Origin of the sequence: Ancylobacter sp. TS-1 (genome assembly GCF_009223885.1) — a bacterium.
Lineage (GTDB): Bacteria > Pseudomonadota > Alphaproteobacteria > Rhizobiales > Xanthobacteraceae > Ancylobacter.
On the sequence record NZ_CP045144.1, the window covers coordinates 2,782,800 to 2,797,713 of the forward strand.

Annotated in this window: 11 protein-coding genes and 1 tRNA gene; 8 read left to right on the top strand and 4 right to left on the bottom strand. The window is 69.8% G+C overall.

The features are described from left to right. Positions 1-2,301 (bottom strand): FdhF/YdeP family oxidoreductase, encoded by a 2,301-nt coding sequence (locus GBB76_RS13075; RefSeq protein ID WP_152303709.1) that lies wholly within the window; start codon positions 2,299-2,301, stop codon positions 1-3. A gap of 253 nt (positions 2,302-2,554) precedes the next feature. Here GBB76_RS13075 and GBB76_RS13080 point away from each other — a divergent pair, with 253 nt between their 5' ends. Together GBB76_RS13080 and GBB76_RS13085 are read left to right on the top strand one after the other, a co-directional pair. Beyond that, entirely contained in the window at positions 2,555-3,733 is a 1,179-nt protein-coding gene (locus GBB76_RS13080) for an efflux RND transporter periplasmic adaptor subunit (RefSeq protein ID WP_152303710.1), read from the top strand. 11 nt (positions 3,734-3,744) lie between these two features. Beyond that, on the top strand, positions 3,745-6,894 hold the full coding sequence (locus tag GBB76_RS13085; RefSeq protein ID WP_152303711.1) for an efflux RND transporter permease subunit: 3,150 nt from the start codon (positions 3,745-3,747) through the stop codon (positions 6,892-6,894). A 15-nt stretch (positions 6,895-6,909) separates the two neighbouring features. Here GBB76_RS13085 and GBB76_RS13090 read toward each other — a convergent pair whose 3' ends face one another. Further along, positions 6,910-8,571, bottom strand: a complete 1,662-nt coding sequence (locus tag GBB76_RS13090; RefSeq protein ID WP_152303712.1) for a Na+/H+ antiporter — start codon at positions 8,569-8,571, stop codon at positions 6,910-6,912. Positions 8,572-8,978: 407 nt separating this feature from the next. Between GBB76_RS13090 and GBB76_RS13095 the strand changes: the two genes are divergently transcribed. Genes GBB76_RS13095 through GBB76_RS13110 form a run of 4 tightly spaced genes read left to right on the top strand, consistent with a single transcriptional unit; the run spans position 8,979 to position 11,992 of the window. Further along, positions 8,979-10,136 (top strand): glutathionylspermidine synthase family protein, encoded by a 1,158-nt coding sequence (locus GBB76_RS13095; RefSeq protein WP_152303713.1) that lies wholly within the window; start codon positions 8,979-8,981, stop codon positions 10,134-10,136. A 22-nt stretch (positions 10,137-10,158) separates the two neighbouring features. Beyond that, positions 10,159-10,755, top strand: a complete 597-nt coding sequence (locus GBB76_RS13100) for a hypothetical protein (protein ID WP_152303714.1) — start codon at positions 10,159-10,161, stop codon at positions 10,753-10,755. Then, on the top strand, positions 10,755-11,012 hold the full coding sequence (locus GBB76_RS13105; protein WP_152303715.1) for an acyl carrier protein: 258 nt from the start codon (positions 10,755-10,757) through the stop codon (positions 11,010-11,012). Before GBB76_RS13100 ends, GBB76_RS13105 begins: the two co-directional genes overlap by 1 nt. Before the next feature lie 53 nt (positions 11,013-11,065). Next, a complete protein-coding gene (locus GBB76_RS13110) occupies positions 11,066-11,992 on the top strand; it encodes an alpha/beta fold hydrolase (protein ID WP_152303716.1) in 927 nt (308 codons plus the stop codon). A 71-nt stretch (positions 11,993-12,063) separates the two neighbouring features. Here GBB76_RS13110 and GBB76_RS13115 read toward each other — a convergent pair. Both GBB76_RS13115 and GBB76_RS13120 read right to left on the bottom strand, forming a co-directional pair. Next, a tRNA-Ala gene (locus tag GBB76_RS13115) sits at positions 12,064-12,139 on the bottom strand. 160 nt (positions 12,140-12,299) lie between these two features. Then, the gene (locus tag GBB76_RS13120; RefSeq protein WP_152303717.1) at positions 12,300-12,695 is read right to left on the bottom strand and encodes a TIGR02300 family protein; all 396 of its coding nucleotides are present in this window, start codon (positions 12,693-12,695) and stop codon (positions 12,300-12,302) included. Between the two features lie 228 nt (positions 12,696-12,923). Here GBB76_RS13120 and aroA point away from each other — a divergent pair, with 228 nt between their 5' ends. Further along, entirely contained in the window at positions 12,924-14,288 is a 1,365-nt protein-coding gene (gene aroA, locus GBB76_RS13125) for a 3-phosphoshikimate 1-carboxyvinyltransferase (protein WP_152303718.1), read from the top strand. Then, positions 14,285-14,914, top strand: a complete 630-nt coding sequence (cmk, locus tag GBB76_RS13130) for a (d)CMP kinase (protein ID WP_152303719.1) — start codon at positions 14,285-14,287, stop codon at positions 14,912-14,914. The genes aroA and cmk overlap by 4 nt, the downstream gene beginning before the upstream one ends.

The following is a 14,914-nucleotide window of genomic DNA, read 5'->3' on the forward strand; positions in this document are numbered from 1 at the left end:
TCAGAGCGCCCCCGTCGCGGTGGCGGAGCGGGTGAGGCGCACGGGAACCGCCTTGTAGGAGGGCGTGAAGCTGTCCGGGTCGTGCGCGTAGAGCGGCACCAGCGGGTTCACCTCGGGGTAATAGGCGGCGCAGCTCCCCGCCGGGAAGGCGTGCGGCACCACGCGGAAGCCGCGCACGACGCGCTCCACCCCGTCGGTGGCGAGGGTGGAGATGTCGACCCGGTCGCCGTCCGTGAGCCCGCGCCGGGCCATCTCAGCCTCGCTCAGGAACAGCACGTCGCGCTGGCCGTACACGCCGCGATAGCGGTCGGAGAGCGAATAGAGCGTGGTGTTGTACTGGTCGTGGCTGCGCACCGAGGTCAGCCACAGAGCGTCCGGGTCGGTGATCGCCGGATCCTCGCACAGCCCTTCGCAGAGGAGGAAGTTGGCCTTTCCCGTCGGCGTCGCCCAGATGCGCTCGCGGGCAAGCGAGGTCAGGTGGAAGCCGCCCGGCTGCCTGATGCGCTCATTGTAGCCGGCGAAGATCGGGAACACCGCCTCGATGTCCTCGCGGATCAGCGCGTAGTCGGCGATCCGCGCCTCCCAGTCGACCTCCGAGCGCGCGCCCAGCGTGGCGCGGGCCATGCCGGCGATGATGGCGGGCTCGCTCATCAGCTGTTCGGAGGCGGGCGCGTTGTGGCCGGCCGAGGCGTGCACCATCGACATCGAATCCTCGACCGTCACCGATTGCGGGCCGCTCGCCTGCCGGTCGATTTCGGTGCGCCCGAGGCAGGGCAGGATCAGCGCCTCGCGGCCGTGCACGAGATGGCTGCGGTTGAGCTTGGTGGCGATGTGGACGGTGAGGTCGAGCCGGCGCAGCGCCGCCTGTGTCGCCTGCCAGTCGGGAATGGCGGCGGCAAAATTGCCGCCCAGCCCGATGAAAACCTTGGCCTCGCCGCGCACCATGGCTTCCAGCGCGGTGACGACGTTGTGGCCGGGCCTGCGCGGCGGTTCGAAGCCGAAGCGCGCCTTCAGCCCGTCCAGCAGCGCGTCGTTCGGCACCTCGGTGATGCCGACCGTGCGGTCGCCCTGCACGTTGGAATGGCCGCGCACCGGGCACAGGCCCGTGCCTTCGCGTCCGACATTGCCGCGCAGCAGCGCCAGATTGGCGAGTTGCTGCACGTTGCGGGCGCCGTGGCGGTGCTGGGTCAGTCCCATGCCGAAGACGAGGATGGCGCGCTCTGCCCGCGCATAGGCCTGCGCGGCGAAGGCGATGTCGGCGCGCGGCAGGCCGGATTTGCGCTCGATGTCTTCCCAGCGCGTGGCGTCGAGATCGGCCGCCAGCGCCTCGAAGCCGTGCGTGTGGCCACGGATGAAGTCGCGGTCGAGCACCGGCGCGCCCTGCATCCGTTCGGCGGCGCGGTCGGCCTCGACCAGCCATTTCATCATGCCCTTGATGACGGCGACGTCGCCGCCGACCTTGAGCTGGAACAGCCGCGAGGAAATCGGCGTCGAGGTCAGCGTCGCCATCTCGACCGGGTTTTGCGGCGCCTGGAAGCGCTCCAGCGCCCGCTCGCGGAACGGGTTGAAGGACAGGATGGTGGCGCCGCGCCGCGAGGCGTTGCGCAGGTCCGTCATCATGCGCGGCGAGTTGGTGCCGGGGTTCTGGCCGAAGATGAGGATGGCGTCGGCCTTCTCGAAATCCTCCAGCAGCACCGTGCCCTTGCCGACGCCGAGCGCGGGCGGCAGGCCGACGCTGGTGGCCTCGTGGCACATGTTCGAGCAGTCGGGGAAATTGTTGGTGCCGTATTCGCGGGCGAAGAGCTGGTAGAGGAAGGCCGCCTCGTTGGAGGCGCGGCCCGAGGTGTAGAACTCCGCCATGTCGGGGTCCGGCAGCGCGTTGAGATGGCGCGCCACGGTGGCGAAGGCCTCCTCCCAGCTCACCGGGAGATAATGGTCGGAAGCGGCGTCGTAGCGCATCGGGTGGGTGAGACGGCCGGCCATCTCCAGATCGAAATCGCCCATCGCCGCCAGTTCGCTCACCGTATGGGCGGCGAGGAAGTCCGGCGTGCAGCGCTTCGCCGTCATCTCCCAGGCGACCGCCTTGCCGCCGTTCTCGCAATACTCGAAGGGCGAGGTGTGCTTCGGGTCGGCCCAGCCGCAGCCGGGGCAGTCGAAGCCGCCGGGCTGGTTCATCCGGGCCAGCGTCGCCATGCCGGGGATGAGCACTTCCTGCTCGGCCAGCGCGGCGCCCATGGCCTTGAGCGCACCCCAGCCGCCGGCCGGCTCGTGATAGGGACGGATGGACTTGATGACACCCATGGAAGGCTCCCGCTTCTCTCCGGCGACGGTGGATGCAGGCGAGGGAGCGGCGGGCCCCCCGGCCGACGACGATCACAGGATAGGGAGCGCGGGATCGACCTCCATTCTACGTGGGTGTGTCGGACCATATGATGTGTTTGGGAACGGCATACCTTCGTATCCCGTCGGGGCCGCCGGTGGCTGGCGTTCGTGAAAGATCGTGCTGCCGCAACAGGGCAGTCTGGGAGGGTTCCCTCACCACGCCGAGGCCGCCATGTCGCCCTCCAGCCGCACAAGCCTGCCGCCAAGCTCGCCGCGAAGCCTGCGTCGTCCGCTCGTGCTGGCGCTCACCCTCACCGTCGCGCTCTGCGCCGCGGTCGCGGCCGCCTATGTCGTCCGGGAGCGCCATGCGGCGCCGGTGGCGGCGGTCCTTCCGCCCCCGCCCGTGCCGGTCGGCATCGGCACGGCCGGGCGTCGCGACGTCCCGGTGCGGGTGACCGGCATCGGCACGGTGACGCCGTTCAATTCGGTGGTGGTGCGCTCGCGCGTCGACGGCGAGCTCCAGCAGGTGCTGTTTAGGGAAGGGCAGGACATCCGCAAGGGCGACCTGATCGCGGTGATCGACCCACGCACCTTCCAGGCGGCGCTGGATGCCGCCAAGGCGCGGCTGGCGCAGGACCAGGCCGCGCTCACCAATGCGAAGCTCATCCTCGGCCGCGACGCGCGGCTGGGCAAGGAGGACTTCGCCAGCCAGGAGACCGTCGACACCCAGACCAGCACCGTCGCCGGGCTGGAGGCGCAGCTGGCGCAGGATCAGGCGCAGATCGACAGTGCCGCGACCGAACTCTCCTACACGCGCATCGCCTCGCCGATTGACGGGCGCACCGGCATCCGCCTCGTCGACGAGGGCAATATCGTGCACGCCACCGATACGGGCGGGCTCGTCGTCATCAACCAGATTCACCCGATCAGCGTCATCTCCACCGTGCCGCAGGCCGACGTGCCGGCGATCCGCGAGGCGCTGGCGGCCGGTCCCGTCGAGGCGCAGGCGATCTCGCGCGAGGATTCGCGCGTGCTCGACACCGGCACGGTGGCGCTGATGGACAACCGGATCGACCCTCAGAGCGGCACGGTCGAGCTGAAGTCGGTGTTCCCCAATGCGCAGGACAGTCTCTGGCCCGGCCAGTCGCTGCGGGTGGACGTGACCACGGCCACGCTGCGCGGCGCGCTTACCGTGCCGTCCGGCGCCGTGCAGCGGGGGCCCGACGGGGCCTTCGTCTACATCGTGGCGGCCAACGGCACGGCCGCCGTGGCGCCGGTGACGCTGGGCCCGATCTCGGGCGGCGTGGCGGTGGTGGAGAGCGGGCTGGCGGACGGCCAGCGCGTCGTCACCGCCGGCCAGTACCGGCTCGCGCCCGGCGTTGCTGTCGCCGCCGCTCCGGCGGGTGGATGAAGACAGACGCCATGTCGACCTCCCAAACACCCCGCGCGTCGCTTTCCTCCTGGTTCATCCGCCACCCGGTCGGCACCTCGCTGCTGATGGCGGGCCTGCTCGCGCTCGGCGCCGCCTGCTTTCCGCTGCTGCCGGTGGCGCCGCTGCCGGAGGTCGACTTCCCCACCCTTCAGGTGTCGACGCAGCTTCCCGGCGCCAGCCCGCAGATCATCGCCTCCTCGGTGACGCAGCCGCTGGAGCGGCAATTCGGCGAGATTCCGGGCCTGTCGCAGATGACCTCCATCTCGACGCTCGGCAATTCCTCGATCACCCTCCAGTTCAGCCTCGACACCAGCCTCGACGCCGCCGCGCTGGACGTGCAGACGGCGATCAACGCCGCCGGCGGGCAATTGCCGACCAACCTGCCGGCCCCGCCCACCTACAGGAAGGTGAACCCGGCCGACCCGCCGATCCTCGTCCTCGCGCTCACCTCGAAGACGCTGCCGATCACCGCGGTCGACGATTTCGCCGAGAACGTGCTGGAACAGCATGTCAGCCAGATCGCCGGCGTCGGCCAGGTGTCGATCTTCGGCCAGCAGAAGCCGTCGGTGCGCATCCAGGTCGATCCGGCGCGGATCGCCACGCTCGGCCTGTCGCTGGAGGAGATAAGGCAGGCCATCGTCTCGACCACGGTGAACGGCCCGAAGGGCGCGGTGCAGGGCGGCCGGCGCACCTTCACCCTCTATGACAACGACCAGCTCGCCGAGGCCGGCCCCTGGCTGGACGCCATCCTCGCTTTCCGCAACGGCGCGCCGGTGCGGGTGCGCGACATCGGCACCGCCATCGACGCGCCGGAGAACAACCAGCTCGCCGCCTGGTCGGACGGCCGGCAGGCCATCATCATGCCGGTGTTCAAGCTGCCGGGCGCCAACGTCATCGACACGGTCGACCAGATCAAGGCGCGGCTGCCCGGGCTGATGGCGAGCGCGCCGGCCGGCATCGACCTCCAGATCCTCAGCGACCGCACCGGCACCATCCGCGCCTCGGTGAACGACGTCGAGAAGACGCTGGTCATCACCATCGTCCTCGTGGTGGCGGTCATCTTCGTCTTCCTGCGCAACCTGTGGGCGACGCTCATTCCCTCCATCGCCGTGCCGCTGGCCATCGTCGGCACTTTCGCGGCGATGTACGCGCTCGGCTTCAGCCTCGACAACCTGTCGCTGATGGGGCTGTCCATCGCGGTCGGCTTCGTGGTCGACGACGCCATCGTGATGCTGGAGAACATCGAGCGGCATCTGGAGATGGGCAAGACGCCCCTGCAGGCGGCGCTGGACGGCTCGGCCGAGATCGGCTTCACCATTCTCTCCATCAGCCTGTCGCTCATCGCGGTCTTCATCCCGCTGCTGCTGATGGGCGGGCTGGTCGGGCGGCTGTTCCGCGAATTCGCCATCACGGTGACGATCACCATCGCGGTCTCGGCCTTCGTCTCGCTCACCCTCACCCCGACGCTGTGCGCGCTGTTCCTGAAAGCCAAGCCGCAGGGCGGCGAGGAGCGCCACGGCGCGCTCTACCGCCTGTCCGAACGCGGCTTCGACGCGCTGCTCGCCTTCTACCGGGTGACGCTGGACGTCGCGCTCGACCACAGCCGCGCGACGCTCGCCGTGTTCTTCGCCTGCCTCGTCGCCACCGGCCTGCTGTTCTACGCCATCCCCAAGGGCTTCTTCCCGTTGCAGGACACCGGCCTGATCATCGGCGTGTCGGAGGCGGCGCAGGACATTTCCTTCTCCGAGATGGTCAAGCGCCAGCAGGCGCTCGGCGCCATCGTCGCCGCCGATCCCGATGTGGCGACCATCGGCATGGGGGTGGGCGCCGGAGCCGGCCAGACGGTGAACAATGGGCGGATGTTCATCACCCTGAAACCGCGCGAGGAGCGCCACGCCTCGGCCTTCCAGATCATCGACCGGCTGCAGAAGAAGCTGGCGAGCGTCGAGGGCGCGGCGCTGTTCCTGCAGGCGGCGCAGGACCTGAACGTCGGCGGGCGGGTCGCGCGCACCCAGTTCCAGTACACGCTGCAGGACGGCGACATCGGCGAGTTGAACGCGTGGGCGCCGAAGCTGCTGGCCAAGCTGAAGACGCTGCCGGAGCTGACCGGCCTCGCCTCCGACCAGCAGGACGGCGGGGCGACCCTGACGCTCGACATCGACCGCGAGCAGGCCTCGCGGCTCGGCATCAGCCCCGCCGACATCGACAATGTGCTCTACGACGCCTTCGGCCAGCGCCAGGTGACGCAGTATTTCACCCAGCTCAACAGCTACCACGTGATTCTGGAGGTGCTGCCGGGGTTGCAGAACTCGCCGGCCGCGCTCGACCAGCTCTATGTGAAATCCCCGCTCACCGGGGCGCAGGTGCCGCTGAACGTGCTGGCGAAGTGGACGAGCCTGCCGACCAGCGTGCTCGCCATCAACCACCAGTCCCAGTTTCCCTCGGTCACCCTGTCCTTCAATCTCGCGCCCGGCGTGGCGCTGGGCGAGGCAGTGGCGGCGATCCACCGCGCCGAGGCCGCGATCGGTACGCCGGCGACGCTGATGGGCAGCTTTCAGGGCAATGCGCAGGCGTTCCAGCAATCGCTCGCCAGCGAGCCGGCGCTGATCCTCGCGGCGCTGCTCGTCATCTATGTGATCCTCGGCGTGCTCTATGAGAGCTACATCCACCCGATCACCATCCTGTCGACCCTGCCCTCGGCCGGGCTGGGCGCGCTGATCATGCTGTGGCTGTTCGGCTTCGATTTCTCGATCATCGCGCTGGTCGGCGTGCTGCTGCTGATCGGCATCGTGAAGAAGAACGGCATCATGATCGTCGACTTCGCCATCGAGCGGGAGCGCGACGAGGGGATGTCCGCCCATGACGCCATCCGGCAGGCGTGCCTGCTGCGCTTCCGGCCGATCCTGATGACCACCTTCGCCGCCCTGCTCGCCGGCGTGCCGCTGATGCTCGGGCACGGCACCGGCTCGGAGCTGCGCCAGCCGCTCGGCTACGCCATCGTCGGCGGCCTCGTGGTGAGCCAGCTTCTCACGCTCTACACCACGCCGGTGATCTATCTCTGCCTCGACCGGCTGAGCGGCCGCCTCAAACGGCGGTCCTCCGCGCGCGCCCCTGCCGCGCCCCAACCGGACGGCCTCTAGCGGAGCGCCCGGCCTTCAGCCCTGCGCCGCCGTCTCGAAGGCGGTCTCGGCGAGGTCGATCTCGCGCAGCAGCTTGTGGGCGAGGTCGGTGGAGAGCCGGTGGCCGCGGGTGAGGGCGACGATGGCGCCGCGTTCGGCCCGCAGGGCCAGTATGTGCAGGCTTTCCTCGCTGTGCCGTGTGCGGGGCGCGCCCTTGGGGTCGCCGCCCTTCGCCGTCGCCGTATCCTCAGGCGGCTGAAGCTGCGCGAGGCGGTGCTCGTACTGGCCGGCGACGAGCATGAAGCTGTCGAGATCGACCCCGCCCTTCTCGCGTGTGCGCTCCAGCGCGGCGAGGGCGGCCCGGGTGGCGGCGAGGCGGGCGTTGATTTCCTGCGCCTCCTGAAGCGGCTCCGGCGGCAGGCGGATGTCGCGCAGCAGGCCGGGCAGCCCGATATTGGCGATCGCCAGCGAGAGCAGGATGACGCCGGCCGCCAGGCAGATCACCAGTTCGCGCGCCGGGAAGGGCGTGCCGTCGGGAAGCGCCAGCGGCAGGCTGAGCGCGCCGGCAAGCGTCACCGCGCCGCGCACGCCGGCGACCGACATGGCGCACACCAGCCGCCAGTCCGGCAGCCGCCCGCCCCCGTCCGCCGGGGGATGGCGCCGCAGCCAGATGACGGCCGACACCCAGACCCAGCCGAAACGGAAGGCGGCGAGCGCCAGCACGAGGGCGAGGGTGTAGAGCGCCAGCCAGCCGAGCGCCATCGGACTGCCGCCATGGCCGCTCTCCACCGCCCCCACATGCACGCGCCGCACGATGTCGGGAAGCTGCTCGCCCAGCAGCAGGAAGATCGAGCCGTTGAGGGCGAATTGCAGCGTCTCCCACACCGCGTTGCGGCGGATGCGGGTGACGGCGCGCACCGAGCCGCCGACCTCGATCCAGCTCATCGTCATTCCGGCCGCCACCGCCGCGAGGATTGCCGAGCCGCCGGCGGCATCGGCCAGCAGATAGGCGCCATAGGGCGTCAGCAGGCTGATGATGACCTGGGACGAGGCGTCCTCGCCGATGCGCCGGGCGATGCGCAGCTTGACCGCCGAGATCAGCAGGCTCAGCCCGATGCCGAGCCCGATGCCGCCGAGCGCGCTCCACACCAGGCCGGTGAGCGCCGGCCACAGCGAGAAGGTCCCGGTCATCGTCGCCGTGACCGCCAGCCGCAGGCAGACCAGCCCCGAGGCGTCGTTGAACAGCGCCTCGCCTTCCAGCAGGCCCAGCACGCGCGGGGGAATCCGGCTGCCCGTCGCCACCGCCGTCGCCGCCACCACGTCCGTCGGCGACAGCACGGCGGCGAGCGCGAAGCAGACGCCGAGCGGCGCCCCGGGCAGCAGGAAATGCAGCAGCAGCCCGACGCCGAGCACGGTGAAGATCACGAGGCCGAAGGCCAGCGACAGGATGGTCGCGGCATTGTCCTGAAGCACGCGCTTGGGTACGCGCCAGCCGTCGAGGAACAGCAGCGGCGGCAGGAACAGCACGAAGAACAGTTCCGGCTGCAACCGGACGCCGAAATCGGTCGCCATGCCGATGGCGGCGCCGGCAGCCACCTGCACGAGCGGCAGCGCGATCCGGCCGCCGAGCGCCCGCGCCACCCAGTGGGTCGCGACGACGCCGGCCAGGAGGACGAGGATGGTGGAGAGAATGTCCATGGGCGCTCCGGCGGCCGCCCGTCCTCCTCGCGCAGGGGCGCGGGGAGCGGTGGCGGCGCGGGCTCCCGTTCGGACTTGGCCATGCCCCGGGGGGCGCCTCTTTCCGATCCGCCTCATTGCTGCGCGAAGGACCGCCGGCGGCCTCCGCCGGTGGCGCCTCCTCCCGCGCGGACGCCGCTAGACTTGCGGCTGAAGTCATTCTAAACGAGTGGAGACGGGTAAAATCATGGGGTATCCGTCCATCGGCCCGCGCATGTTGTTCGATCAGCCGGTTGTTGCGGTACGAACAACTTTCACGCCGGTTTGACGGGTCAGCTCATCTTGCGTCCGGGCGCGCCGTCCCCGACAGGGTGAAGATGTTCGCCATGAGAAAGACAGTCAATTCTTCAAGTCCGTGAAGGACGTCCATGCGTCGCCTTGCCTGCGCCGAACATCCTCCGCTGCACGCCCTGCTTCCGACGGCCGTCGAACAGCAATCCGCGAATCCCGATTACTGGGGCCTGGACCACTACTATGAGGTCGAAGGCGAAGCGATCGAACGGATTCTCGTTCCCGCCGTCGAAGAGCTGTGGGCGATGTGCACGGACTTTGTCGGCACGGCGGTCGCCGACGAGGAAATACTGACCTCGCTGGGCATACCGAGCCTCGCCTGGGACACGGTCCGGGAGAGCTGGGAACGGTCGGACCCCGTCCTGTTCTCCCGTTTCGACCTGAGCTTCGACGGCCGCTCGGCACCCAAGCTGCACGAGTGCAACATTGACGTGGTCGGGCTGGTCTACGAGACGGCGATGTTCCAGAAGGCGTGGCTGACCTATCAGAAGGACCACGCCTCGATCGACGCCGCGGCCCTCCAGTTCGCCGATCTCGAAGGCGCGACGGTGCGCGCCGTGTCGCGGATGGGGACGCGGCCGATCCGGCTCTCCTCGCTGGATGGCGACCCCTATGACGCGCTCTGGCAGTACGCGCTGTTTCGCATTCTCGACGGCGCCGGCATCGACTGCGACAGGCGCAACTACGCCTCGGTGGAGGCGTTCCTGTCCGCCCTCATGGCGGACGGGGCGGAAGCGCGCGTCATCAAGGGCTTTCGCTGGGACCGGCTGCTGGAGGATACGACGCTGTCCTCGCGGATCGCGGCGCTGGGGCCGAGGATCGCCTCGCCCATGTGGTCGCTGGTGCTGAGCTCGAAGGGATCGCTGGCGTGGCTGTGGCGCTTCAACCGGGGCCATCGCAACCTGCTCGCCACCTTCTTCGAGCCCGCTCCCCTCGCCGACGCCGACGGATTCGTCTCGAAGCCGCTTTTCTCCATCCTGGGCCAGGGAATCGCGCTGTGCGATCGCCGGCAGCCCTCGCGCAACCTCGTCACGCAGGGGCCGGCCGGTTCTTGCGCGCGCGTGTTCCAGGATCTGCACTATCTGCCACGCCCGGCCGGGGAAGGGCGGGGCCCTTGGGCCTCGACCGGCGCTTGGGTCGTCGACGGCAAGGCGGTGGCCATCGGCATGACCGAATGCGACAGCCCGGTCATCACCGATCTCGGGATGCGCTACCTGCCGCACGTGCTGAGCTGACGAGGGCCTTCGAGATTCCCAGATGAACATCGCCAGCCCCGTCATCCTCCGCCCGCCTCTCAGCGACAGCCGCGGCTACATCCATGCGGCGGACCTGTTCGACGCCCTGGTCGCGGCGACCGGCGCGCACGGGGCGACGCGGATGCGCCTTGCCCGCATCTCCGACGCGGCGGTCGAGCTGCGCCACGACGCGCCGCAGCCGGGCGCGCCCGATTTCTGCGGCCAGTTCGACACCCTCTCGCAGGGCCGCCCATCCTCGGGCTGGCTCCGGCTGGTGCCGGGCGACGTGGTGCGGGAGCGGAGCGCGCGGCTGGACGCGGAGACAATTGCCGGGGCGCGGATCGGTCTCGACAGCGCGACGGCGATCCGCCAGTCCGGCGCCAGCATTGCCAAGACCGCGCTGGTGCTCGCGGTCGCGCTCCTCGAGGAACTGTTCCCCGACGATACGTGGAACCTCGCGGAGATCAGCGCGGTGCTCGACGCGCCCGGAGCGGACCGGATCGAGGTGCGGATCGCGCGCCAGATGAGCCGGTTTGTCGTCGTCGAGGTCATGGCGGACACGGCGTGCTGGGGGCAGTTCACGCTCGCCGCCACGCGCCTTCAGGGGGGTGCGGGCTGATGGAAATGCTGGAAGAACGGATTCGCGCCGTGGCGCGGCGGGCGAATGCCAAGCTGGGCAGCATCGACCTCGACCCGTTCGAGGATTTCTACACCCAGGGTCTCGATTCGCTCGACCACGTGCAGATACTGATGAAGATCGAGGAAGAATTCTCCGTCGTCATCGCCGACAGCGACTATGACGCGTGCACGTCGATCGAGCGGATCAAGGCGTTCATCCTGAGAGAGCGCCAGGGCGACGAGTCCGTCGGGGCCTGACCGGGCGGACGCGGCGGCGGCCGGGTTTCCGGCGCCGCTCAAGCGAGCAGCACATGTCGATCGACGGCGAAGACCATTACCGGAAGCTGGCGCAGGCCTTTGCCGACGCGGCGTGGCGGGGAAGGAAGCCGAGCCCGCAGAAGGGCAATACCTTCCACCACCTCTGCGTGCTCAACGAACTGGCGAAATCCCACTCGATAGAGGCCTGCAAGCAATACGCCGGCTCCCGCGACATACCGTGGGGACGCTTCGCCTCGCTGGACGCGCTGCGGATGGTCATCGGGCAGGCGCCGCTGGGCGGAATCAACCCGATCGGCGACTTTCCGGTCGTGCGGCCGGACCTCGACTACGTGACCTTCCGCAACCCGAACGCGCGCAAGGTCGTCGTCATCTTCACCGGCGCGGCCCATCAGTTCGGGGCGCCGCTGCGCGTCATCCACCAGTGGTTCCGGCGGCTGGACGCCTCGCTCGTCTATGTCTTCGACATGGACTGGACCTATTATCTCGGCCCCGTCCGCGGGCTCGGCAGCAACCTCGACGAGACCACCGCCGCGCTCAGGGCGACCGTGGCGGAACTTGGCGGCACCGCCTGCTACTGCGTGGGCAATTCGGGCGGCGGCTTCGGGGCGCTGCTTTTCGCCCTGCGGCTGCAGGCGCGGCGCACCCTCGCCTTCTCGCCCCCCACGGCCATCCGCGAATCGCTGGAGGGCGTGCGGCGCAAGGGAGTCGCTCTCGACGGGCTGGTGTCGGCGAGGAACGAGGTGGAACTGCGGGAGTTCTATCTCGCCAGCGCGAACCCGCCGCCGGCGCGGATCCACTTCCCCGGCAGCAATCTCCATGACACGGCCGAGGCGGAGAACCTCGCCGGGCTGCCGGGCATCGACCTACAGCCCATCGACGAGACCAGCCACAATCTCATCCCGCTCTTCATCTCCCGCGACCTGTTCTTCCCGGCTCTGGAATGGCTGGTGGCGGACTGAGGGAGCGGGGCTCCGGCGGCGCCCGCTGCGGGTGCGCCTCTGCCGAACATCTGATTTTCTTAAGGGAGATTTGGTGGAGCCAGGCGGAATCGAACCGCCGACCTCTTGAATGCCATTCAAGCGCTCTCCCAACTGAGCTATGGCCCCACCGGGGGTGCCGGATGCGTGAGACGCCGGGGCGCCGCACCTTGGGTTCTCATCCGGACTTGCCGCCCCGGCATTGGCCGGAGCGGAACGGTCGTAAAGCACATGGCGGATCGGACTGCAAGGGCCGACTTCACGTCGGCCGCACTGTCCCCCGTGCTTTTCAGGTTTCCTCGTCGTCCTCGATGCCGTCGCCGATCAGATCGGTGACGTCGTCGTCGCCGTCCTCGTCTTCCTCGAGGAACACGTCCTCGTCGTCGCTCGCGACATCTTCCTCGTCGAGGTCGATATCGTCATCGGCCACGACGGCCTTCGTGGTGCCGGCGGCTTCCTCGTCGGCATCCTCAAGCGAGACCAGCTCGACCTCGGCGCTTTCCTCCAGCTCCGCATCGGGCTCGGCCGGGCGCGGCGCCTCGACCCGGCCGCGCGAGGAGACGGGCGCGGTGATCGGCACGATCTGGCCAGTGTAGGGCGAGATCACCGGATCCTTGTTCAGATCGTAGAACTTCCGTCCGGTGACGGGGCAGATTCGCTTGGTGCCTAGGTCAGGTTTCACCACGGTTTCAGACCTCGGGTGGTGATGGAAAGGGTGCTCCCATTGAACTGCCCGCGAAGCGGAGTCAAGCCGCATTTGCGGGGGCCGTGGCGGGGATAACGCCCTCGTGCTAGGACGGGCGCCCGTCGCGGCGCCGGGGGGCGGCACCGAAGGCCATGCACCCGTGCCGCGCCGGATACCGCAGCCACGTCGCGCCCCCGCGCGACCCCACGCAGGACAAGGCCCCGAGTGATGAGCAGCACCGGTCATGGAGCTAACCCCGTTCCCGCCCTCGCCCGCCGCTCGCCGGCGCTGAAGGGCCGGGTGCGCGTGCCGGGCGACAAGTCCGTTTCGCACCGCTCGCTCATCTTCGGGACGCTCGCCGTCGGCGAGACCCGCATCTCCGGCCTGCTCGAGGGCGAAGACGTGCTCAACACCGCCAAGGCCTGCGCCGCGCTCGGCGCCCAGGTCGAGCGGATCGGCGAGGGCGAATGGCGCGTCCATGGCGTCGGCGTCGGCGGCCTGCGCGCCCCCGAGGGCGTGCTCGACTTCGGCAATGCCGGCACCGGCTCGCGGCTGATGATGGGCATGGTGGCCGGCAACCCGATCTCCGCCACCTTCGACGGCGACGCCAGCCTGCGCCGCCGGCCGATGCGCCGCATTCTCGACCCGCTGGAGAAGATGGGCGTCGAGGTGCTCGACGCCGCCGAGGGCGGACGCCTGCCGCTGACGCTGAAGGGGCCGAAGGACCTGGTGCCGATCACCTATGAGAGCCCGGTCGCCTCGGCGCAGATCAAGTCGGCCGTGCTGCTCGCCGGCCTCGGCGCCCCGGGCGAGACCACGGTGATCGAGAAGGAGGCGAGCCGCGATCACACCGAGCGCATGCTCACCCATTTCGGCGCCGAGGTGACGGTGGAGCCCTATGGCGCCCATGGCCGCAAGGTCACGCTCAAGGGCCGGCCCGAGCTGAAGCCGGCGCCGATCCGCGTGCCGGCCGACCCGTCCTCCGCCGCCTTCCCGCTGGTGGCGGCGCTGATCGTGCCGGGCTCGGAGGTGGTGATCGAGGGCGTGATGACCAATCCGCTGCGCACCGGCCTGTTCATCACGCTGAAGGAGATGGGCGCCGACATCGCCTTCGAGAATGAGCGCGTCGAGGGCGGCGAGAGCGTCGCCGACATCCGCGTGCGCGCTTCTTCGCTCACCGGCGTCGATGTTCCGGCCGAACGTGCCCCCTCGATGATCGACGAATATCCGGTGCTCGCCGTGGCCGCCGCCTTCGCCACCGGCGAGACGCGGATGAACGGGCTGTCCGAGCTGCGGGTGAAGGAATCCGACCGCCTGCAGGCCGTGGCCGACGGACTGGCGCAGGCCGGCGTCGCCTACCGCATCGAGGGCGACGACCTCATCGTGACCGGCGCCGGCGGGGCGGCGGGCGGCGGCACCGTCGCCACCCATATGGACCACCGCATCGCCATGAGCTTCCTGGTGCTGGGGCTGGCCACCGACACGCCGCTGAAGGTGGACGACATTTCCTTCATCGCCACCAGCTTCCCGAGCTTCCTGCCGCAGATGCGCGAACTCGGCGCGCTGATCGAGACCGAGGCCGTGGCGGCATGATCATCGCGATCGACGGGCCGGCCGCCTCGGGCAAGGGCACCATCGCCCGCCGCCTCGCTGCGCATTACGGCCTGCCGCATCTCGACACCGGCCTACTCTACCGGGCGGTGGGCGCCGCCGCGCTGGAGAAGGGCGTCGACGTCGCCGACGCTGCCGCGCTCGCCGGCATCGCCGCCGGGCTGGATGTCGGCGCGCTCGATGCCGAGGCGCTGAAATCGGGTGCCGTGGGCGAGGCCGCCTCGCGCGTCGCGGCGGTGCCGGATGTGCGCGCGGCGCTGCTGAAGCTTCAGCAGGATTTCGCCCGCCAGCCGGGCGGGGCGGTGCTGGACGGGCGCGACATCGGCACCGTCATCGCCCCCGACGCGCCGGTGAAGATCTTCGTCACCGCGACGCCCGAGGCGCGCGCCGCCCGCCGCCATCGCGAGCTGGTCGGGCGCGGGGAGGCGGTGAGCCTCGACGAGGTGCTGGCAGATATCCGCCGGCGCGACGCGCGCGATTCCGGCCGCGCCAGTGCCCCCCTCGTGCAGGCGGCGGACGCTCAGGTGCTGGACAATACGCAGCTCGATGTCGAGGGAAGCTGGCAGGCGGCGCTGGCGCTGGTCGAGCGGGCGCGGGCGGCGAGGTAG